The organism is Ornithinimicrobium ciconiae, assembly GCF_007197575.1.
Taxonomy (GTDB): Bacteria; Actinomycetota; Actinomycetes; order Actinomycetales; family Dermatophilaceae; genus Ornithinicoccus; species Ornithinicoccus ciconiae.
This window is the reverse complement of sequence record NZ_CP041616.1, coordinates 310181-331242: the sequence shown is the minus strand read 5'-3', so window position 1 is coordinate 331242 and position 21062 is coordinate 310181. Positions and strand designations below refer to the sequence as shown.

20 protein-coding genes, 2 tRNA genes and 1 pseudogene are annotated in these 21062 nt (G+C 69.5%); 9 read left to right on the top strand and 14 right to left on the bottom strand.

Annotation, left to right across the window (positions count from 1 at the left end; genetic code table 11):
- From FNH13_RS01530 to FNH13_RS01505, 6 genes are read right to left on the bottom strand one after another with little or no spacing between them, the layout of a single operon-like run.
- Positions 1-807 (bottom strand): bifunctional allantoicase/(S)-ureidoglycine aminohydrolase, encoded by an 807-nt coding sequence (locus FNH13_RS01530; protein WP_143781822.1) that lies wholly within the window; start codon positions 805-807, stop codon positions 1-3.
- Positions 804-2171, bottom strand: a complete 1368-nt coding sequence (gene allB / locus FNH13_RS01525) for an allantoinase AllB (RefSeq protein WP_228266528.1) — start codon at positions 2169-2171, stop codon at positions 804-806. The genes FNH13_RS01530 and allB overlap by 4 nt, the downstream gene beginning before the upstream one ends.
- Entirely contained in the window at positions 2161-2457 is a 297-nt protein-coding gene (gene uraH, locus FNH13_RS01520; protein ID WP_143781821.1) for a hydroxyisourate hydrolase, read from the bottom strand. Before uraH ends, allB begins: the two co-directional genes overlap by 11 nt.
- The gene (gene uraD, locus FNH13_RS01515) at positions 2457-2954 is read right to left on the bottom strand and encodes a 2-oxo-4-hydroxy-4-carboxy-5-ureidoimidazoline decarboxylase (RefSeq protein WP_228266527.1); all 498 of its coding nucleotides are present in this window, start codon (positions 2952-2954) and stop codon (positions 2457-2459) included. The genes uraH and uraD overlap by 1 nt, the downstream gene beginning before the upstream one ends.
- Positions 2951-3808, bottom strand: coding sequence for a factor-independent urate hydroxylase (gene pucL / locus FNH13_RS01510; RefSeq protein WP_143781820.1), 858 nt, complete (start codon positions 3806-3808; stop codon positions 2951-2953). Before pucL ends, uraD begins: the two co-directional genes overlap by 4 nt.
- A complete protein-coding gene (locus tag FNH13_RS01505) occupies positions 3805-5022 on the bottom strand; it encodes a DUF6986 family protein (RefSeq protein ID WP_143781819.1) in 1218 nt (405 codons plus the stop codon). The genes pucL and FNH13_RS01505 overlap by 4 nt, the downstream gene beginning before the upstream one ends.
- A gap of 101 nt (positions 5023-5123) precedes the next feature.
- Between FNH13_RS01505 and FNH13_RS01500 the strand changes: the two genes are divergently transcribed.
- From FNH13_RS01500 to FNH13_RS01480, 5 genes are read left to right on the top strand one after another with little or no spacing between them, the layout of a single operon-like run.
- Positions 5124-6344: an ATP-grasp domain-containing protein gene (locus tag FNH13_RS01500; RefSeq protein ID WP_143781818.1), complete on the top strand. Its 1221-nt coding sequence runs from the start codon at positions 5124-5126 to the stop codon at positions 6342-6344.
- Positions 6334-7296, top strand: coding sequence for a hypothetical protein (locus FNH13_RS01495; protein ID WP_143781817.1), 963 nt, complete (start codon positions 6334-6336; stop codon positions 7294-7296). The genes FNH13_RS01500 and FNH13_RS01495 overlap by 11 nt, the downstream gene beginning before the upstream one ends.
- Positions 7293-8477, top strand: coding sequence for an alpha/beta hydrolase (locus FNH13_RS01490; protein ID WP_143781816.1), 1185 nt, complete (start codon positions 7293-7295; stop codon positions 8475-8477). The genes FNH13_RS01495 and FNH13_RS01490 overlap by 4 nt, the downstream gene beginning before the upstream one ends.
- A gap of 21 nt (positions 8478-8498) precedes the next feature.
- A complete protein-coding gene (locus FNH13_RS01485; RefSeq protein WP_143781815.1) occupies positions 8499-9065 on the top strand; it encodes an NYN domain-containing protein in 567 nt (188 codons plus the stop codon).
- Positions 9066-9070: 5 nt separating this feature from the next.
- Positions 9071-9700 carry a flavin reductase family protein gene (locus FNH13_RS01480; protein WP_143781814.1) on the top strand — a complete coding sequence of 210 codons (630 nt, stop codon included), beginning with the start codon at positions 9071-9073 and terminating at the stop codon, positions 9698-9700.
- Positions 9701-9800: 100 nt separating this feature from the next.
- Here FNH13_RS01480 and FNH13_RS01475 read toward each other — a convergent pair whose 3' ends face one another.
- A complete protein-coding gene (locus FNH13_RS01475; RefSeq protein WP_228266526.1) occupies positions 9801-11399 on the bottom strand; it encodes a S8 family peptidase in 1599 nt (532 codons plus the stop codon).
- 162 nt (positions 11400-11561) lie between these two features.
- Positions 11562-12470 (bottom strand): XRE family transcriptional regulator, encoded by a 909-nt coding sequence (locus FNH13_RS01470; RefSeq protein ID WP_143781813.1) that lies wholly within the window; start codon positions 12468-12470, stop codon positions 11562-11564.
- Positions 12471-12697: 227 nt separating this feature from the next.
- Here FNH13_RS01470 and FNH13_RS01465 point away from each other — a divergent pair, with 227 nt between their 5' ends.
- Both FNH13_RS01465 and FNH13_RS01460 read left to right on the top strand, forming a co-directional pair.
- Entirely contained in the window at positions 12698-14215 is a 1518-nt protein-coding gene (locus FNH13_RS01465; protein ID WP_143781812.1) for a fatty acyl-CoA synthetase, read from the top strand.
- The gene (locus FNH13_RS01460) at positions 14215-15024 is read left to right on the top strand and encodes an enoyl-CoA hydratase/isomerase family protein (protein WP_143781811.1); all 810 of its coding nucleotides are present in this window, start codon (positions 14215-14217) and stop codon (positions 15022-15024) included. The genes FNH13_RS01465 and FNH13_RS01460 overlap by 1 nt, the downstream gene beginning before the upstream one ends.
- Here FNH13_RS01460 and FNH13_RS19905 read toward each other — a convergent pair.
- The 5 genes and pseudogenes from FNH13_RS19905 to FNH13_RS01440 form a co-directional block, all read right to left on the bottom strand.
- Positions 14939-15211: pseudogene (locus FNH13_RS19905) on the bottom strand (relaxase domain-containing protein); the annotation flags it as partial. The gene FNH13_RS01460 and the pseudogene FNH13_RS19905 overlap by 86 nt on opposite strands.
- Positions 15212-15448: 237 nt before the next feature.
- Positions 15449-15521 (bottom strand) — tRNA-Ala (locus tag FNH13_RS01450).
- 30 nt (positions 15522-15551) lie between these two features.
- Complete coding sequence (locus tag FNH13_RS18905; RefSeq protein WP_165699971.1) at positions 15552-15689, bottom strand: DLW-39 family protein; 138 nt, start codon at positions 15687-15689, stop codon at positions 15552-15554.
- Between the two features lie 73 nt (positions 15690-15762).
- Positions 15763-17505: a cell wall-binding repeat-containing protein gene (locus FNH13_RS01445; protein ID WP_143781810.1), complete on the bottom strand. Its 1743-nt coding sequence runs from the start codon at positions 17503-17505 to the stop codon at positions 15763-15765.
- A 107-nt stretch (positions 17506-17612) separates the two neighbouring features.
- A tRNA-Ile gene (locus FNH13_RS01440) sits at positions 17613-17689 on the bottom strand.
- A gap of 175 nt (positions 17690-17864) precedes the next feature.
- Here FNH13_RS01440 and FNH13_RS01435 point away from each other — a divergent pair.
- Positions 17865-18833 (top strand): ABC transporter ATP-binding protein, encoded by a 969-nt coding sequence (locus tag FNH13_RS01435; RefSeq protein WP_202878842.1) that lies wholly within the window; start codon positions 17865-17867, stop codon positions 18831-18833.
- A 1-nt stretch (position 18834) separates the two neighbouring features.
- Positions 18835-19674 carry an ABC transporter permease gene (locus FNH13_RS01430; protein WP_143781809.1) on the top strand — a complete coding sequence of 280 codons (840 nt, stop codon included), beginning with the start codon at positions 18835-18837 and terminating at the stop codon, positions 19672-19674.
- Positions 19675-19804: 130 nt separating this feature from the next.
- Here FNH13_RS01430 and FNH13_RS01425 read toward each other — a convergent pair whose 3' ends face one another.
- Complete coding sequence (locus FNH13_RS01425) at positions 19805-21025, bottom strand: ScyD/ScyE family protein (RefSeq protein ID WP_143781808.1); 1221 nt, start codon at positions 21023-21025, stop codon at positions 19805-19807.
- Positions 21026-21062: the final 37 nt, after the last annotated feature.

Here is a 21062-nt window from a genome sequence, read left to right as displayed (position 1 = left end):
CTACAGCCGGGCGTGCCGGTTGACGTCCTTGTAGAGCAGGTAGCGGAACGGCCCCGGGCCTCCGGCGTAGCAGGCCTGCGGGCAGAACGCGCGCAACCACATGAAGTCGCCGGCCTGCACCTCGATCCAGTCGGTGTTGAGCAGATACACGCCCTTGCCCTCGAGGACATACAGGCCGTGCTCCATCACGTGCGTCTCCGGGAACGGGATCGACCCCCCGGGCTGAAAGGTCACGATGTTGACGTGCATGTCGTGCCGCACGTCGAGGGGGTCGACGAACCGCTGGGTGGCCCACGCCGCGGTGCCCGGCATCGCCTGCGGAGCGACGTCCTCCTCGTGGGTGACCAGCGCCTCGGGAGTCTCGATCCCCTCGACGGGGACATAGGTCTTGCGGATCCAGTGGAAGGTCGCGGTGGACGCGGACTCGTTGCGCAGCGACCAGCGCGCGCCCGCCGGGAGATAGGCATAGCTGCCGACCCGCAGGGGGTGGTCGGTGCCCTCCAGGGTCAGGGTGGGGGTCCCGTCGACGACGAAGAGGACCGCCTGGGCTCCCGCGTCGTCGTCCGGCCGGTCGCTGCCGCCACCGGGACTGACCTCGACGACATACTGGCTGAAGGTCTCCGCGAAGCCGGACAACGGGCGGGCCAGCACCCAGGCCCGGGTCAGCGCCCAGTGCGGGAGCTGGCTGGTCACGATGTCGCGCATCGTGCCGCGGGGTATCAGCACATAGGCGTCAGTGAACACCGCCCGGTCCGTGGTGAGCTCCTCCTGGCCGGGCAGACCGCCGCGGGGCACGTAGTAGGTCATCGCTCTCCTCTCCGGAGCAGGCGGCCCGTTGGCACGGCTCCGTCAACAGGTATGCCGCGCAGCCAGGTCGCCCGCACTGTCCCGGTCAGGGTGCGGCCGGCATACGGCGTGTCGGGGTTGCGGTGGTGCAGCATCGTCGCCTCGACGGTGAAGCTCTCCTCCGGGGCGAGCACGCACAGGTCCGCGTCGGCGCCGACCGCCAGCCTGCCCTTGTGGGTCAGGCCCACGAGGTCGGCCGGACCCTCGGACATCCACCGGACGAGGTCGACCAGCGTGTGCCCCCGTGCCCTGGCCTGGGTCCACACGGCCGCCAGCCCGAGCTGGACGGACCCGATGCCTCCCCACGCCTGCCCGAAGTCACCGGTGTCGAGACACTTCAGCGCGGAGGTGCACGGCGAGTGGTCGGAGACGATGATCTCGATGGTGCCGTCGGCGAGCCCAGCCCACAACAGGTCCTGGTTGGCGCCGTCGCGGATCGGTGGGCAGCACTTGAACTCGGTGTGCCCGTCGGCGACCTCGGCCCCGGTCAGGCTCAGATAGTGCGGGCAGGTCTCCACCGTCAGGGCCACCCCGCGCTCACGGGCCTCACGGACCGTGGTCAGCGCCTCGGCGGCGGAGACGTGCACGACGTGCACCCGGGCCCCGCGCTGCGCGGCCGCTGCCGCCAGCCGCTCGATGGCGACCTGCTCGGCGCGCGGCGGTCGGGTCGCCAGGAAGTCGGCGTAGGCGCGGGTGACCAGTGGTCTGGCGTCGATCTCGGCTTCGTCCTCGGCGTGGACCAGCAGCAGCGCGTCGAGCTCGGCCAGCTCGGCGAGCACCTCGCGCAGGCTGGCGTCATCGAGGTGGGCAAACTCCTCGACCCCCGAGGGGAGCAGGAACGCCTTGAACCCCATCACCCCGGCGTCGTGCAGGCCCCGCAGGTGGGACAGGTTGTCGGGCACCGCGCCGCCCCAGAAGCCCACATCGACGTGCACCCGTCCCTGCGCCGCCTCCTGCTTGGCCCGCAGGCCGGCCACGGTGGTCGTGGGCGGCACCGAGTTCAGCGGCATGTCGATGATGGTCGTCACCCCGCCGGCGGCGGCAGCCCGGGTGGCGGAGTCAAAGCCCTCCCACTCGGTGCGGCCCGGCTCGTTGACGTGGACATGGGTGTCGACCAGCCCGGGCAGCAGGACCTCGTCGTCGGCGAGGACCAGGTCAGGCTGTGCGCCGGGCGCCAGCTCGGCGTCGAGGGTGCGGATCCGGCCATCCCGTATGCCGAGGGTCACCTGCCGCACAGTGGCCCCGACCACGGCCCGGGCGGCGTGGACCACCAGGTCGTAGGGCTCGCCCGTCCCGGCTGCCGCCGTTGGGCTCTCAGCTGCCACGGTAGGTCGAGTAGCCGAAGGGGCTGAGTAGCAGCGGGACGTGGTGGTGCTCGTCGGCCACGATCCGGAAGGCGACCACGATCTCGGGATAGAACGGTCCGTCGACACCGAACCGCAACCGATAGGTGCCGGGGGTCAGCTCGCCGCCGAGGGACCCGACGCGGCCGTCGGCGTCGGTGCTTGCCTCGGCCAGCACCGCGTCAGCGGCGTCGAGCAGGGTGACCGGCACACCCGGTGCCGGTCGACCGGCAGCGGTGTCCAGGACGTGGGTGCTCAGGGTTGCCATCAGTCGGTCTCCTCAAGGCGCAGCAGCGCGATCTGCAGGAGCTGCTCGATCGTCTCCGCGCGGTCTTGCTCGTCGGTGTGGGTGAGACGGACCTCCAGCTGGTCGAGGACCTCGTGCCCGTCCCGGCCCGCCGCACGGATGATGAAGACCCGACCAAAGCGCTGCTCATAGGCCAGGTTGCCGTCCCGCAGCTGCTCGGCCAACCGCTCGTCGGACCGGTCGATTCGACCCTGCTCCCGCTCGGAGTGCGCGGCGTCGTGGCGGGCGGCGTCCGCGCGCTCGCCGATGCGGGGGTGGCGGGCCAGCGCCCGGGTGAGTTCGGCGTCGGTGATGGTGCGCGCCGCGGTCCGCGCGGCGGTCTGCAGCTGGTGCGAGTCGGCATACGGTCTCCCGGCCACGACCTCCTGCGCCCACCGGGGGATGTCCAGGGCGGCCTCCACCCTGGCCCGGGCGGCCTCCTCGGGCATCGTGTTGAGGTGGTCCAGCGCGGTCGTCACTCGTCATCCCGGGTCACGGTGGCCTCGATGAGGCCGTAGGGGCGGTCGGCCGCGATGAAGACCTCTCCGTCGTTGGCCACCCCGAAGGGCGAGAGGTCCACGAGCAGGTGGTGCTTGTTGGGGGCGGAGAAGGAGATCTCCGCGATGCCCGGCTGGCTCTCGAGCACCGCGCGGCCCATCGCCCACAGGGTCTCCTGCAGGGCCCGGCTGTAGGTGGTGGCGAAGGTCTCGAGCAGGGTCGCGCGGACCTCGGCGTAGGTGCTGTTCCAGTCGACATCCACGCCCGACCAGCGCCAGGTCGCGGTGAGCGCCGTGGCCAGGATCCGGTCGTCGGTCTCCGGCAGCGTCGTGTAGTCGTCCTTGAGGAAGCCCTGGAACTGCGAGCCGGTGGACTTCAGCACGATCAGATCGGTCAGCCCGGAGACGACCTGGACGCTGTCCCGGGAGCGGTCGACCTCGGTGGTGCGCACGTCACCGCCGCGACGGACAAAGGCGTGGTCATGGCCCCGGGCGTCGTCCCCGACGCTGATCCGGTCCCAGGCATACTCCTCGACCCGTGTCAGGGCGCCCGTCGCCGCGGGTGAGGCCTCCAGCAAACGCCGCCCCAGGGCCAGGGCGTAGTCCTCGATGGAGGAGACACCGTGCTCCTTGGCATAGGCGAAGGCGGTGTTCTTCTGACTGTCGGTCGGCAGCACCGCGGACTGGTCTCCGGCCACGTGCGCGTCCTCGAAGTCACCCCGCAGCCAGCTGGAGACGTTGAGGTCGTGGATCTCGTGCCGGGCGGTGTCCCGCACGATCCGCACGACCCTGCTCTCGGACTTGCCATAGCGGTTGGCTCCCAGCCGGATGCTCATGCTCGCTCTCCTTCCCTGGGGCGCCGGGCCATCGCCCACAACGTCCCGATCTGCAGGCCGGTGGCCGTGACCACCTCGGACTCTTCGAGGGCACCGCAGTCCAGGCCGCGGGCCACGAAGTCGGACAACGCGCGGGCGGTCGCCGGCTCGTCGAGGATTGCGGACTCCTGGCGGCTGACATAGGTGTGCAGCCGCTGCGCCGCGGCGGGGAAGCCGTCGCGGAAGAACCGGTAGGTCGCGGCATACCGCGTCGGCAGCTGGGCGGGGTGCAGGTCCCAGCCCTGATAGAAGCCGCGCTCCAGGGACCGGCGGATCAGGCGCAGGTGCTCCTGCCAGCCGGGCACCAGGTGGTCCCCGACGGGCAGCCGGTTGGTCGAGCCGTCGGAGAGCCGGACCCCGGTGCCGGCGGCGGCGACCTGCATCACGGCCTTGGCGTGGTCGGCAGCGGGGTGGTCGAGGGACTGCTGGCCGGCGGCGATCCCACAGGCTGCGCTGTAGTCGTAGGTGCCGTAGTGGAAGCCGGTCAACCGGCCCTCGGCGGCGGTGACGATCGGCGCCAGCAGGACCCGACCGTCGGCCCCGAGCACGGACTGCGGTGTCTCGACCTGGACCTCAAACTGCAGGCGCCCGCCCAGGTGGGCCTCGAGGCGCTGGCAGGCGTGGGCCAGACCCGCGACCTGCTCGATCGCGGTGACCTTGGGCAGGGTGACCACAAAACCGTCGGGCACCTGTCCCAGCGCCTCGAGAAAGAGCAGCAGCGTGCGGACGCCGCGAGCGCGCGACTCCGGCTCGAAGCTGCGGATCCGGATGCCTGTGAACGGTGGCGGGTCCTGGCCCAGCAGGGTCGCCAGGGCACGGCCGCCCGCCTGCGCGGCCGCGTCCTCCTCCTCGTCCGGACGGGTGCCGTAGCCGTCCTCGAAGTCGATCCGCAGGTCCTCGATCGGCTCGGTCTCGATCTTGGCGCGCACCCTGGCGAGCAGGTCCTCGTCCCCGTCGATGACGGTCAGGAAGTCCTGCTCGTGCTCAGCCAGCACCTGGCTGGCCTGGGCGCCCAGATCAGCGACGGACCCGGCCTGGAAACGGTCCGCCGGCAGATAGAGGGTGTGCACCGGTTGTCGCCCGGCGCGCTCACCCGGGTAGTGCCGCGCCAGCGCCGCGTCGGCGTCGGCCAGCAACTCGTCCAACTCAGCAGTGAGCGGGCCCAGCAGGTCCATCCCGTGACCCTAGCCCCACCGGGCGCGCGGCGGCGCGGGATTCCTGCGTCCGGTCAGGTGCAGTGCAGACGCGGCAGCACCATCTGTGGCAGTCTCGACCTGTGAACATCGTCTTCGTGGAGCCACACTTCCCACGCAACCAGCGCGAGTTCGTCAGAGCGCTAGCCGAGGCCGGCGCGAACGTCCTCGGGGTCGGTGAGACACCCGCCGAATATCTCGACAGCGAGCTCAAGTCGTGGATGCGCCACTACGAGCAGGTCGGCTCGGTGACCAACGTCGAGGCGATGACCCAGGTGGTGCGCAGGCTGCAGGGCATGGTCTGGGTGGACCGGATGGAGGCGACCATCGAGTCGCACACCATGCCGGCCGCCATCGTGCGTGAGGCCACCGGCATCCCCGGCACCTCGGTCCACACCACCTGGCTGTGCCGCGACAAGCCGTCCATGAAGGAGGCCCTGCGTCAGGTCGGGGTGCCCACCGCGGCCTCGACGGCCGCCTCGTCCCTCGACGAGGTCCGGGCCTTCGCCGAGCGGGTGGGCTATCCCCTGATCCTCAAGCCGCGCGACGGTGCCGGAGCGGCGGGCACCAGCAAGGTGACGGACGCCTCGGAGATGGAGTCGGCGCTGGCCCGGTTCGGTCCCGGCACCAGCTCGATCGCCGTCGAGGAGTTCGTCGAGGGACACGAGGGGTTTTACGACACCATCAGCATCAACGGTCAGGTCGGTGTGGACTTCGCGTGCCACTACTATCCGAACGTGCTCGAGGCGATGCGCACCCGCTGGATCTCCCCGGTCTATATCTCCACCAACCGGATCGACGGCGGGGGGCTCTATGACGAGATCCGCGCCATGGGCCAGAAGGTGATCTCCGCCCTGGGCATCGGCACGTCCGCCACCCACATGGAGTGGTTCCACGGCCCCAAGGGGCTGAAGTTCAGCGAGATCGGCGCACGCCCACCCGGCGTCGGGTGCTACGACCTCTACTCCGCCGGCAACGACGTCGACACCTACCGCGTCTGGGCCGATGCGATCGTGCACGGCCAGGTCTTCCAGCACCCCAGCCGCAGCCACTCCGCCGGCATCATCGCCCTGCGACCCGACCGGGACGGGGTGATCACCGGCTACAGCGGCCTGGAGGACGTGGAGAACCGCCTGGGCCGGTGGATCGTCGACGCGCACCTGCCGGGTGCCGGCACACCAACCCAGCCGATCGAGGCGGGCTACATGGCCAATGCCTACATCCGGCTGCGGCACCCCGACTATGACGTGCTGCGCTCGATGATGACCAGTGTGGGCGAAGCCGTCCAGGTCCATGCCGGCTGAGCAACGTCCGCACTCCAACCACGTCGCCTCGGTCACCCTGCTGGGGCCGCAGCGCAAGCCGCGGGTCGACAAGGTGCTCCAGTCCCTGGGACTGGCCGACGCCCGAGCGGCGATCATCAACGCCGGCTGGCGCGAGCGAGAGCCCGAGGACGAGCTGCTCGTGACCCTGACCTCGGGCGATGCCGTCAACCTGCGGCTGTGGCACCGGATGCAGGAGGTCTGGGACGCCGATCCTGAGTTTGCCGCTGCGGACCGCAAGCGCCGGGTGTTGCTGGAGGAGATGCAGGACCTCTATCTCATCGCTCTGGACCACGTCATCGACGCCCTGGTGACGATGCGCACGCGTGCCCCGCGGTCGGCAGCGGCGCAGGAAGTCGCTCTGGCGGACGCCGAGCAGATCATGCGTGACATCGACCAGCGCCATCTGGACCGGGTCAGCGAGATCCACGCGGGCTTCTGGGCGAAGTGGCCCCCGCACGAGCGTCGCCCGGTCCAGCTGCAGCGCCAGCTGATCAGCTCCGACCTCAACGGCACCGACGTCGTGCTGATCCCCGGTGGCCACGTCGGGGTGCTGATCGGCGCCCTGCACCTGTTCAACATCGCACCCCAGCTGCGCGTCCCGATCGTGGCGTGGGGGGCCGGAGCCATGGCGCTGACCGACCGGGTCGTGCTCTTCCACGACCGGGCGGCCCACGGTCCCTCCGTCAGCGAGCTGTTCACCACCGGCCTGGGGCTGGTCCACGACACGGTGGCCTTCCCGGCTGCGCGTGAGCGTCTCGACGTCGCCGATCAGGTCCGGATGGGGGTGCTGGCCCGGCGTTTCTCGCCCGCGGCGTGCCTGTTGCTGGATGAGCGCGCGCGGGTCGACATACCTGCTGGTGGTGACCTGCCCGATGATGCCCGGGTGTTGGACAACGACGGCACCATCACGACCATGGAGCACCTCCGATGAGCATCTCCCTGCCCAGTCAGCCGTTGCGCGGCACCACCCGGGGCACGTTGGCGATCAACGAGTTCCGGCGGCTCGCGCACCACGACGAGAGCACGGTCGACGCCTTCCTCCATGACCGGCAGGTGCCGATCGTGGAGGGGTCCAAGTGCACCTTCTTGTTCCGCGGCGAGGCCGACGAGGTGCACCTGCTGCACCGCATCGTCAACCAGTCGCAGCGGGTGCCACTGCGGCGCATCGCCGGGACCAGCCTCTGGTACGTCATCATCGAGCTGCCCTACGGCTCCCGGGTGGAGTATCAGCTGCAGCTGCGCCGGGGCGATCACACGGTGCAGGGCAACGACCCCCTCAACCCTCTGGTCGCGCACAGTCCGGTCGGCTCGTCGTCGGTGTGCCAGGCGGTCGGCTATGTCACCCCGGAGTGGACCCAGCACGACCCGCAGGCGCGCCCCGGGGAGCTGCTCGACCTGCCGCTGACGTCCAAGGCCCTGCGCCGCGAGACCCACAGCCGGGTCTATCTGCCCGCCAGGTTCCGCCGGAGCACCCGGTATCCGCTGCTGATCGTGCACGACGGCGATGACTACCTCAACTACTCCTCCATGAAGACGGTGCTCGACAACCTGATCCACCGCCTGGACATGGCCGAGACGATCGTCGTCTTCTCCAACCCCGGCGACCGGATGCGTGAGTACCCGAACTACGCCCCCCACGCCCGCCACCTGGTGACCGAGCTGATCCCGCACCTCGAGGAGCACTACCCCATCATGCGCCGCCGGCAGGGACGCGCCCTGATGGGGGCCAGCTTTGGTGCCGTGGCCTCGATGAGCACGGCCTACCGCAACCAGGCCATGTTCGGATCCCTTCTGCTGCAGTCGGGTTCCTTCGTCTTCACCGACATCGGGGACGACCACGGCGGCGGTCCGGCCTTTGACCCGGTCGTCAAGTTCATGAACCGCTATCGCTCCCGGCCGCGCAAGGTCGCCGACCGGCTCTTCGTCTCCTGTGGCGTCTATGAGCCACTCATCGTGCCGAACCGCTCCATGGTGCCGGTGTGGGAGAGCACGGGGAGTACTGTGCGATACGTCGAGGCGCGGGACGGGCACAGTTGGGAGAACTGGCGCGACCGGCTCCGCGACGGATTGTCCTGGACCTTTCCGGGACCTCAGAAATTTGTCTATGAATAGGCACGACCTTTGGAGGTAAGGGTGGACGACCACACCCAGCCCACGTCATACCTGCTGGTGGACGGTGAGAACATCGACGCCACCCTCGGCACCTCGATCCTCAACCGCCGACCGGAGCCGCACGAGCGGCCGCGCTGGGACCGGCTGATGCAGTTCACCCGCGAGACATGGGGAGGCTCACCGCGCGGCCTGTTCTTCCTCAACGCCTCCTCGGGCATGCCGATGTCCTTCATCCAGGCGCTGAAGGCCCTCGGCTATCTGCCGGTGCCGCTGTCCGGTCCGGCGGACGAAAAGATCGTGGACATCGCGATCCAGCGCACCCTGCAGGCGATGGCCGACCGCGACGGCGACGTGATGCTCGTCAGCCACGACGGTGACTTCCTCGAAGATCTCGAGCCGCTGCTCGGGACCGACCGCCGGGTGGCCGTCGTCGCCTTCGCCGAGTTCCGCAACGGTGGGTTCAACCGCCTGCTGGAGCAGGGTCTGGAGGCCTATGACCTGGAGCACGACGTGCGGGCCTTCACCTCGCCGCTGCCGCGCATCCGGATCATCCCGATCGACGACTTCGACCCGACCCAGTTCCTCTAGACCGTATGCCGGACGGGCCAGCCAGGTCGACGCCGCGGGCGGTCTTTCGACCCGGTGACGAGGGAGTCAACGCCTATCAATTGCTGACCTCGGTGGTGCTTCCGCGACCGATCGCGTGGGTCTCCACACTCGGTGCGGACGGGGTCGGCAATCTCGCGCCGCACTCGTTCTTCTCGGTGGCCTCCGCGGTCCCGCAGGTGGTCTCGTTCACGTCCGTGGGGCACAAGGACACGCTGGCCAACGTGCTCGCCACCGGCGAGTTTGTCGTCAACATCGTGACGGCTGCCCAGCTTGAGCAGTGCAACGGGACGAGCGCCGAGGTGGCGGCCTCCGTCGATGAGGCGGCCCTGCTCGGGATCGCGATGGAGGCGAGCAGGACCGTGCGTCCGCTGCGCGTCGCAGGATCCCCCGCGTCGGTCGAGTGCTGCCTGCACTCGACCGTGCCGGTCGGTGACAGCGTCGTGGTCCTGGGCCTCGTGCAGGCGATCACCGTGCAGGAGCAGGTGCTGCGCGCGGGCCGCGTGGACGCCCGAGCCCTCGACCCACTGAGCCGGTTGGGCGGGCACGAGTGGGGCACTCTCGGGCAGATCCACTCCGTGCGTCGGCCCCGCCCGGAGGACGTCCTGCCGACCTGAGCGGTCGGGTGCAGGATGTCCGACGGCAGGATGTCCGAGCGCAGGGTGACGGCCGGCAGCTCGGGAGGTGCTGCCGGCCGTCAGTCAAGCGGGTGTTGGGTCAGGGTCGGTCGAGGGCGAAGGTGTAGCTGCCGGAGCCGCGGTAGGAGTGCACTGCCCACGAGTAGTAGCCCGCGGTGCCTGCGTAGGTGACCTGCTCCTGCGAGCCGGTGCTCAGGCTCGAGGCGACCCGCACCCAGGAGGAGCCGTTCCACTTCTCCAGGTAGAGGTCGAAGTCAGCACCGGTCGGCCCGGACAGGCAGCCGACGTGGGTGCCGGAGCCGCTGTAGTAGCTGCCGCTGCTGCCGGGGTGGTAGCGGTAGGCGCCGGAGCCGGACAGGGTGCCCGACTCGCTCTGCGACAGGTCACAGCCGGGTGCGGGGTCCGGGTCGGGATCCGGGCCCGGGTTCGAGGCGCCAAAGGTGGTGTGCAGCAACAGGTTGGGCGAGCCGGTCCCGATGCCGGTGAGCCGGTTGGGGGTGGCGTTGCTCACCACGGCGGCGTTGACGCTGCTCGGCGAGGCGGACGGGTTGTCCTCCAGATAGAGCGCGGCGGCGCCGGCGACGTGCGGCGCGGCCATCGAGGTCCCGCTGATGCTGTTGGTCGCGCTGTTGCTGGTGTGCCAGGCCGAGGTGATGCTCGAGCCGGGGGCAAACAGATCGACGCAGCTGCCGTAGTTGGAGAAGGAGGACCGGGCATCGCTGCTGGTGCTCGAGCCGACCGTCAGCGCCTCGGCCACTCGGTTCGGGGACCCGTTGCACGCGTTGGCGCTGTCATTGCCCGCTGCCACGACGTAGGTGACGCCCGAGTTGATCGAGGTGCGCACGGCCTGATCCAGGGCGCTGGAGTTGCCACCACCGAGGCTCATGTTGGCGACCGCGGGACCTGAGGCGTTGCCGGTCACCCAGTCGATGCCGGCGATGATGCCCGAGTAGGACCCCGAGCCGGCGCAGTCCAGGACCCGCACAGCCACCAGATCGACGTCCTGGGCGACGCCATAGCGCTCCCCGCCGATCGTGCCGGCCACGTGCGTTCCGTGGCCGTTGCAGTCCTGTGCGCCACGCCCGTCGTTGATGGCGGAGTAGCCCGCGCTCGCGCGGCCGGAGAACTCGGAGTGCGCTGTGCGGATGCCGGTGTCCAGGACGTATGCCGTCACGCCCTCGCCGCTGGCGGCGTAGCTGAAGCTGCCGTTCAGCGGGCGGTCCCGCTGGTCGACGCGGTCCAGGCCCCAGGTCGCGTTGGACTCGGTGCCGGAAGCGGCGAGCGAGACGGTGGCATCCTGCTCGATGTAGGCCACGTTGGGGTCCTGGCGCAGGTCGGCCAGGGTCCGCTTCGAGGCCTCGACCGTGAAGCCGGTCAGGACGGTGTCATAGGTCTGCAGCACCCGGGCACCGTCGGCCGTGCTGGCGCGCTGGGTGGCGGCGAGGGTCGCCGAGGATGCGTCCTTGTCCAGCACGACGATGTAACGGTCCTTGATGGGGGTCCCGTCAGGCACGATCAGGGGTGCCGTTGTGGAGCGCGAGCCCTCCAGAGAACTGGCCCGGTCCGGCGGGGCACTCCGGTCTCCGGAGTCTCCAGCCGCCGCGGCACCCAGGGGGACCAGCGCCACCATCGCACTGGCGGCCAGCACGCCAGCCCGTCGCATGAATGATTTCGACATCATGTCCTCTTTCTCCGCCTCGTCGTCGACGCGGTGCCCCAACTGTGCGGCAGACAATGCACGTTCACAAGGATTAACAATTAGAAGTAGGACCCTTTTGGTCGGCAAATAGGGCGCCATTCAGGCGCCCGACGAGGTGCCGCCGGACAGCGTGCAGCAGGCTCAGGCGGCGCCTTCAGGCCAGTCCCAACGGGCTCCGACGACACCCGGCCGGCCGTCGAGCTCGACCAGCAGCAGCCCGTGGTCGGGGTCCAGATAGAGCTCCTCGGACTCCTCCTCCCCATCCACCACCTGGGAGTACCGCTCACACCGGGCGGGCAGCTCCTGGCCGTCGAAGAGCACCTCCAGGACGTACTGTCGGTTGGCTCCTCGCCGCCGCCGTTCATAGCGGTGGGCGGGCGGGTAGGGAGCCGACTGGACGAACTCGTACTCGACCGTGACGAACTCTCCACGACGCAGCGGCCGGGGGAGCATCATCTCCACGACGACCACCCCGCTGCCCGCTTCGCTCGTGGTCCGGAGGATCTCGCAGCGTTGCAGGGCACGCGCCTGCGGCAGGGGGCTGCGCGGGTCGTCGTTGCCGTACATCGCCACAAACCGGTCGACCCCGTCGCGCTCGCTGCGCATGATCTGGCGGGTCCAGGTGCTCCGCTCGGTGTGGTCTGGACCCACCTGCACCCGGTCGTGATAGCTGACCCTGGTCAGGTGGTCATCGACGCTGCTGGTGATCTGCTCGAAGGCGGAGACGACCGCGGGCACCTCGTTCCACAGTTCGCTCCAGGTCGGTGGTTGCGGGTTGCGTCCCCGGACGGCCGGACGCCCGAGCTGCCCGACCAGGTGACCTGGCGCCAGCTCGAGGATCTGCTCGAGAGTGCTCACACAGTCCAGCGAACTGCGTCGGCCAGGTCGCGACCGGCCGGACTGCCAATAGCTGAGGGTCGCCGCACTGACCGGGGTCCCTGCCTCTTCCAGGCGGGCCACGATGCGCCCTAGCCCCAGGCCTCGCTGATCGATCGCCTCGCGCAGTGTGGTGGCAAACGAGGCCAGATCCTCAGCGGTGTCGGACAACACGTCGTGACCCCTTGAAAGAATACTTCGGTCGGTGCGGATTAAATCAGAGCAACAATGCAGACTACCGACTAGTAGCATGAGGGTCTAGGTCGCCGGTGCAAAGAATGCGTCAAGACTGTGTTGCAGCACAGTCAAGGTATTGTCAAGAATCATGGGACGCGCAGCTCTGACCATGTCGATACTGTGGGTCCGTCGGGCCGACGCGGCCCCCGAGTCCAGGAGGCGTCATGTCACTGCTCACCCGCTCCAGCACCGTTGACGGGATCCTGCGGCGCAGCGCCGCGCGCTACACAGGCAGCACTGCGCTCATCTTCGGGGACCGGACCTGGAGCTATCAGGACCTCGACGACGCAGTCAGCCGGGTGGCTGCCCACCTGCTGGGGCTCGGCCTGACCGCCGGTGACCGCGTGGCAGCGCTGGGACGCAACAGCGACGCCTACCTGATCGGGTTCCTGGCGTGCGCCCGAGCCGGCCTGATCCACGTCCCGCTGAACTACAACCTGCTCGGCGGCGAGCTAGACTACCTGCTCACGCAGTCCGGGAGCACCGCGCTGCTGCTCGACCCCGCCCTCGAGACCTCACTCGCCGGCATACCGGAGGCGACCCTGGCCGGCCTGGCCCACCGGGTGCCCCTGCGCGACGCCGAGGGGTCGGTCATCTCGGTCGCGACCGAGGGGGCGGTGCCGGTGGTCGACGTGGAGGTGGCGGACGACGACCTCGTGCAGCTGCTTTACACGTCGGGCACGACCTCCCGGCCCAAGGGGGCCATGATGAGTCACCGGGCGCTCGTCCACGAGTACCTGTCCTGCATCGTCGAGCTCGACCTGGCCACCGACGACAACCCGCTGCATGTCATGCCGCTCTATCACTCGGCCCAGATGCACGTCTTCCTCCTGCCGTGGTTGGCCATCGGCGCGACCAACACGGTGCTGGAGGTGCCGGATCCGGCCGAGGTGCTGCGGCGGATCGAGCAGGACGGTCACCGGGCCTTCTTCGCAGCTCCCACGCTCTGGGTTGCGGTGGCCAATCACGGCGACTTTGCGGCGAGCGACCTGTCGGGCCTTCGCAAGGCCTACTACGGCGCGTCGATCATGCCGGGCCCGGTGTTGAAGCGGCTGCTGGACAAGGCGCCCGAGTGCGGCTTCTACAACTGTTTCGGCCAGTCCGAGGTGGCCCCGCTGACCTGCGTGCTGCGCCCCGAGGACCATGCGACGCGACCCGACTCGGCGGGTCGTCCGGTGCTCTTCGTCGAGTCCCGGGTGGTCGACGCCCAGGCGCAGGAGGTGCCGGTCGGACAGAGCGGGGAGATCGTCTACCGGTCACCGCAGCTGTGTGACGGCTACTGGGACAACGAGGAGGCCACCGCCGAGGCCTTCGCCGACGGGTGGTTCCACTCCGGGGACCTGGTCCGGGTCGACGAGGAGGGCTACATCTTCGTCGTCGATCGCATCAAGGACGTGATCAACACCGGTGGCGTCCTGGTGGCCTCCCGCGAGGTCGAGGACGCCCTTTACACCCATCCCGCGGTGGCCGAGGTCGCGGTGGTGGGAGTGCCCGACGAGAAGTGGGTCGAGGCGATCGCCGCCTTCGTGGTGCGCAAGGCGGACGTCGACGAGGCGGGCCTGATCGAGCACGTCCGCGGCCAGCTCGCGGCGTTCAAGGTGCCCAAGCAGGTCACCTTCATCGACGATCTGCCCCGCAACGCCTCGGGCAAGATCCTCAAGAGAGAGCTGCGTGACGGCTGATGACCAACGACCAGCCCCGGGGTGTGCGCACCGAGGTGCACGGCTCCGTGCTGCACATCATCCTGGACCGCCCCGAGGCGGCCAACGCCTTCGACATTCCCGCGGCCCTGGCGCTGCGGGAGGCGCTCGACGAGGCGCAGGACGAGCGGCACCGCGCGGTGCTGCTGACCGGCGCGGGTGCCCGCTTCTGTGCGGGTGGGGACGTCGCCTCCTTCATGGCCGCTGCGGAGGGTGAGCGATCGGCATACCTGCATGAGCTGGCGACCATGCTGGAGGCGCAGCTGCGTCGTCTCGCCGACCTGGCCAAGCCCGTCGTCACGGCCGTGCAGGGAGCGGTCGCCGGTGCCGGGCTGGCGTTCGTGCTCAACTCAGACATCGTGGTCGCCGCCCGCTCGACCAAGTTTGTGTGGGCGTATGCCGGGGTCGGCCTGACCCCCGACTGCGGGGTGTCCTATCTGCTGCCGCGGGTCATCGGCCTGCAGCGGGCACTGGACATGGCGATCGGCGGCACGATGCTTTCAGCGCAGACCGCGCAGGAGTGGGGCCTGGTGGCCCGGGTGGCCGACGATGAGCGGGCTCAGACCATCGCGCGTGACCTCGTCCAGACTCTGGCTGAGGGCCCAACGGGCGCTCACGGCCACGCCGGTCGGCTGCTGCGCCAGGCCTTTGAGGTGGATCGGGACACGCACGCCGCGGATGAGGCGGCCACCATCGCGGCGCGGGTCAACACTCCCGAGGCCGCGGCCCTGATCGAGCAGTTCTCGGCACGCTCACGGACCCCGGGAAAGGGACCTGCGAGGGAGGCGTGATCGTGCGTTCTGGTCTGGCTTCGAGGTGGGTGTTGTCGTGCTCGGAGGCCATCACCGTGGACTTGAACAGCATCCGCCCGTCCACCGTCAACCACCGGCCGCCCCCCTCCGGCAGCAACTGCACCTTCTTGGAGACGACGACATGGGTGTGCAGATCCGGGTCCCTGGTGCGCGGGTCGCGGTGGTCGAAGCCGCCACCAACCCGATACCCGCCACAGGCACCTGCGCGGCGAGATGCATGACATGTTCACTGAGTGCAGATCACACCGATGAAGTTTCTGTGATGTCCGTGTAGGTGGACATTGTGGATGTCGAAAGGTTCGGGAACTCAGCGCATGAGCCCGTTGCAGTACGTATCTAGGGTACGGGTGCGAAAAGAGGCCCTCCCCAATGATCGGGAAGGGCCTCTGACCTGCGGTTGCGGTGGAGCCTAGGGGACTCGAACCCCTAACCCCCTGCTTGCAAAGCAGGTGCGCTACCAATTGCGCCAAGGCCCCCGAAGGGTGCCGGACCGAGCCGGCGGTTGTTCAGTTGGCCGGGGCCTGCTCGCTGACGCCGTCAGTCGCCTCGGCCCACAGGTCGCGCTCGGCCTGCTCGTCCTGCATCTTCTTGGCGACGGCCAGGACTCCGGCCGCCACAGCTGCCAGTGCCAGCAGACGCTTCATGAGTGCTCCTCGGTGTGGATGTGCCCGAACAGGATACCCGCGGGGGGCCGCTGCCTCCTAACCGTCGTGCCGCTCAGTCGGCCATCACGTCCTGCAACTGGCTCTCGACCGCACCCGTCACCACGCTCTGACCACCGACGATGGTGACGGTCTGCGGGTCGATGGCCCGGATGATGCCGCGGCTCGCGATCGGCAGGCTCGTCGTGCGGGTCAGCACGACAGGGCCGACCTGGCCAGCCGCCAGGGCGTCTGGGAAGTCGCGGCCGGTGGCCACCAGCACCGTGCCGGTGTCCACGCCAGAGTGCGCGAAGAGGGCCGCCGCCGTCTCGTAGCGGTCCACGCCGGCGGCCCGCTCGACCGTGAACCCCAAGCCCCGCACCTGGTCCTCAACATCAGCGCTGACCGCGCCCGTGCCGCCGACGAGGACGACCAGCCGAGCGTCGAGGTCGGTCAGGGCGGCCCGGGTGGCCAGGGGCAGGGTGCCCGGCTTGGTCAGCAGGAGAGCATCATCCGGGCCGGCATGACTGGCGGCTGCGAGGGCATCGGGATAGTTCTCGCCGCTGGCCAGGAAGACCGTGTCCACCTGCTGTCCGTCCAGCGCGTCCCGGGCGAGGACCGCCGCGGTCTCATAACGGTCCTTGCCCGCCAGCCGGACCGTCGGAGCATGTCCGCCCAGGGCGACCTCGACAGCACCCGACACCGCCAACTGCCCGCCGGCAATGACGATGCGGGTGTACTCCGGGGCGACCAGTGCGGCCAGAGCGGTTGCCGTCACGACCGGCAGACGGCTGGGCCGGGTCAGCAGGAGCCTGTCGCGATCACCGCTGAGCGCTCCCGCCGCGAGGGCATCCGGGAAGTCCGTGCCGCTGGCGACATAGAGGTCCCCGGCGTGGGCACCCCAGTTGGTCGTCGACAGCAAGGCCGCAGTCTCGTAGCGGTCCCGGCCCGCGACCCGCATCACCACATCGGGATCGCCGTCCACCAGGCCGGCCTCGTGCAGCTCGCTGGCCAGCGGGTTTGTCAAGGTCAACGCATAGGTGGCCGTCAGGTGACTGCCTGCGCCAGCAACGGTGACCCCGCCGATCGCGGCCGGGTCGGTCCCTCCCGGGTGGACCCAGTCGGACACGTCCACCCAGCTGACCCGGCCGTCCTGCTCGGCCACCTGCTCGGCGGCCTCGTTCAGCTCCGGCTTGTCCGCCATGCCCGGGTCCCACAGCAGAGCGACGTGTCCGGCGCCAGCGGCGAGGGCGCGCTCGACCACCGGGCCCACGTCGTAGGAGAAGGCGGCGGACGGAGAGGCAGCCAGGAAGACCACCTCAGGTCCGACGCGCGTGATCTCGGCCAGGACCGCGTCGTTGAATGCGCGGGCGGCACCGCTGCCGGAACCCGGCGCAAACGGGTTTGTCGATTGGGTCGCCACCCGCAGTGCCGCACCCTCCCGCTCGGCGAGGCTGATCAGGGCGTCGCCATAGGAGCCGCTCTTGCTGGAGCCCACCAGCATCCAGGTCTGCGCGCTGCTCGGATCCCCGTAGACGCACCCCGCGGGGACGTTCGTCGCCGTCCTCGGGGCGTGGCAACCGTCGGCGTAGTAGCCGGGGTAGTCGTTGCGCGGATCGGCCGGCGTCGCCGCAGGACTGTCACTGACCGCGCTGCCCCAGTGCGCACCGGGCTGGACCCAGGTGCTGCCGTCGTGCAGGGCCACTGCCCCGACAGGCGGACCCTGATAGGCGTCGGGTGTGCCGGGAGGGTAGGTCTGCCCGGCCATGGTGGCGACGAGCGCCAGGCTCAGCGCGACGGAGGAGGTGATGCTGGCCATAGTGCACGCTCATGTCCCAGATCGGCGGTGTGAAACTCCATGGTCGCACTGGTGCGAGCGGCATGACGGGTCCGACACTGCTCCAGCGCTGGGGGCTGGGGTGCTGCTGGTGGGCCTAACAGGACTTGAACCTGTGACCTCTTCCTTATCAGGGAAGCGCTCTAACCGTCTGAGCTATAGGCCCGGGGAGGTGCTGTGCCCGACGGACACGCGCCGCATGAGATTACCCCATCGGGGCGGCTTGCTCCAAAGTGAGCGGCTCGTGGACGCTGGCGGTGAACCACCCCGGCGCATGATGCTCGCGACCGTGCCCGATGATCTACTTATCCCCGACAGCCGCCGTGGTCACAGGGAGCCCGATGAGCGACACCGTCCCACCGATCCAGACCCACAACCTGCAGATGACGTATGGCGCCACGCAGGTGCTCAGGGATGTCACCGTGAGCATCGGGCGGGGGGAGGTGGTCGCCCTGCTGGGGCCCAATGGCGCCGGCAAGACCACCACGATCGAGATCCTGGAGGGCTTCCGGGTGCCGTCGGCCGGCGAGGTGCAGGTCCTGGGCGAGACGCCCCACACTGCGGGTGAGGCCTGGCGGGCCCGGGTCGGGGTGGTCCTGCAGTCCTGGCGGGACCACGGCAAGTGGCGTGTCGGTGAGTTCCTCGACTACCTCAGTCTGTACTACGCCGACTACGCCACCCCCGAGGTCGAACGCCCCTGGCCCACCGCTGACCTCATCGAGCGGGTGGGGCTGGGCGACAAGACGCTGCGCCGCCTCGACCGGCTCTCCGGAGGGGAGCGCCGCCGGCTCGACGTGGCGGTCGGACTGCTGGGCCGCCCGGAGGTCCTCTTCCTCGACGAGCCCACCGCCGGCTTCGACCCGCAGGCGCGCCGCGACTTCCATGAGCTCATCCGGTCCCTGTCGGACCTGGACACCACGATCCTGCTGACCACCCATGACCTGACGGAGGCAGAGATCCTGGCCAGTCGCATCCTGGTGCTGGCCGGCGGCACGATCGTCGCCGACGGCAGCCCCGACGACCTGCGCCACCGGATGTCGGCGAGCGCCTCGGTGCGCTTTCGGCGCGACGGGCAGCTGCACACCCAGTCGACCGAGGACCCGGTGAGCTATCTGCGCACGGTGCTGGCCGAGCCGGGAGAGATCGAGGACCTTGAGGTGCGCCGGGCCTCGCTCGAGGAGGCCTACCTCAGCCTCGTCCGCCAGGTCGAGACCGGCACGGAGACGCCGGAGGCGAGCTTCGGCATACCTCCTGAGGGGACCGACGACGCCCCGGCGGCCGACCCCGAGCCCACCCGCGAGGAGGCCTGAGATGCCCACCGTCCTGCGTGCTGCCCTGCGACGGGCCCGGATCGAGCTGCGGCTGCAGATCATGTCGCCGATGGTGCTCTTCGCCCTGCTCGGCCCGGCGGTGATGCTCGCTGTCCTGTTCTGGCTGCGGGACTCACCGGTGATGGAGAGCGCCCTGTCGCTCGGCCAGTTCCTGGTGCCGGCCTATCTCGCGTTCGGCATCATCAGCGGAGGGGTGCTCGGTGTCTCCGGAGAGATCACCACCGAGCGGGACGACGGCACCCTGCTGCGCGCCAAGACGGTGCCGCACGCGATGACCGGTCACCTGATCGCCAAGTTCTTTGCCAGCATCGTCACCACGCTCCTGCCGATGGCGGTCATCATCATCGGCGCTGGCTTCCTCGTCGACGGCGTCACCCCCACGACCGCCTGGGGATGGATCCGCCTGCTGCTGCTGTCCACGCTGACCATCGCCGCCATGCTGCCGCTGGGTGCCGTGCTGGGCTCGATCTTCAAGGGGCCGATGGCGCTGCTGTTCACCACGATGGTCATCTATGGCCTGTGCGCCGTCTCCGGGCTGTTCTATCCCGTGACGGGGCTGCCAGAGTGGCTGCAGTGGGTCGTGCAGATCTTCCCGGTTTACTGGCTGGGTCTGGGTTTCCGCTCGGTGATCCTGCCCGCCGAGGCGGTGGCCCTGGAGATCGGGGAGTCGTGGCGCACCTGGGAGACCTTCGGGGTGCTCGGGGTCTGGGTGGTCATCGGCTTGGTCCTCGCGCCGATCGCCCTGCGCCGTATGTCGCGGCGTCAGTCCGGCTCCGCCCTCGCCTCCGCACGCGAGCGGGTCCTCACCCGCGGGTACTAGACCAACGACGCGCCTTGGCCTGGGACCCTGCCTGTGCAGACAGGGTCCCAGTGCCGTCCACCCGCCGGCGGCTCCCCCGGGAAAGGACTCGGAAGCCGTCGTTCAGGAGTCGATGGCCGTCAGAGGGCGATCAGTGCAGGCGGAACCGCAGCACCTCTCCGCCACCGGGAACGACCGCGCCGGTGGTGACGTAGGCATGGCCCTTGCTCACCGCGACACCGTAGGGGGCGAACAGGTCGTCAGCGATGACCTTGTGCGTGTCAGAGCCCTTCTTCACCCGCACCAGGGAGCCGGTGAGGTCCTCGGACAGCAGGCCGTTGTTGGCCAGCTGCACGGCATACAGCTTGCCGTTGGCCCAGGTCAGGTCGGTGACGTTGGTGAGTCCGCTGGCCCACTCGGACACAGTGCCGTGCCGGTCGATCCGCACGATCGTGGAGCCACCGACCGGGAACGGGAAGCCGGTCAGCAGGCTGACATAGACGGCTCCGTCCGGGCCGCGCTCGGCGGCCGTGGGCACCGGTTCGAACGGGATCATCGTCCCGGGAGGCAGCCCCAGGAAGGGCGGAGCCTCAGCCATCCCACCCGGAGGGACACCGACGGTCGACAGGTCCCCGTGGTTCAGTCGCAGGACGCTGTTGCCGCCGGCATCGGTCACCAACCAGCCGTGCCGATCACGCACGATCGCGTTGGGGTTGGTGTCGAGGTAGTCCGGGTGCGGATTGACGTCGGTCTCGAACTGGGCCAGGTCCGCGAACTCCTCGATGATGACCCGGTGCCGGCCGCGGAAGCTGATCTCCTGGACGGTCGCGAGGTCCTCATAGGTGTCGTCATCGAAAAGTTGCACCATCGCGTCCCGCATCTCTGGAGGAGCCCCCAGCCCGACGGTGACCATCAGGGTGTTGCCCCTGACCGAGACGTCGCTGGGGCCGGTGCTCTCCCCACCACCGAGGTCGACAGAGGGCAGTCCGGTGACGATCCGGTCCTGGCCGCCCTTGCGAGACACCTTGGTGATGGATCCGGTGTCGCCCAGCCGGACCTCTGACCAGTCCGGGTGCTCCTCGGGGTCCCAGCTGCCACAGGGCACCAGGGAACCGCCTTCACCAACGACCGGCCCTTCCTCACCGAGGACCACGCAGTCGTCACCACCGGTGCCTGACTCGGCGACATAGAGGTCACCGTTGGGGGCAGCCGTGAGGTGTCTGGGGCTGTTCAGCCCGGTGGCGATGACCTTGCCGTCCTGGTCCGGCGGGTGGTGGTCCCTGCCGCCGGCGAAGGCGACTGTCGAGACGCCGGTGGTGGTCAGGCACACCACGGCAAGGCTGCCGAGCACACGACGGGACAACGGCTGCATAGCGGCTCCTAGCGAGAGGTCACGGGACTGCTGTCAC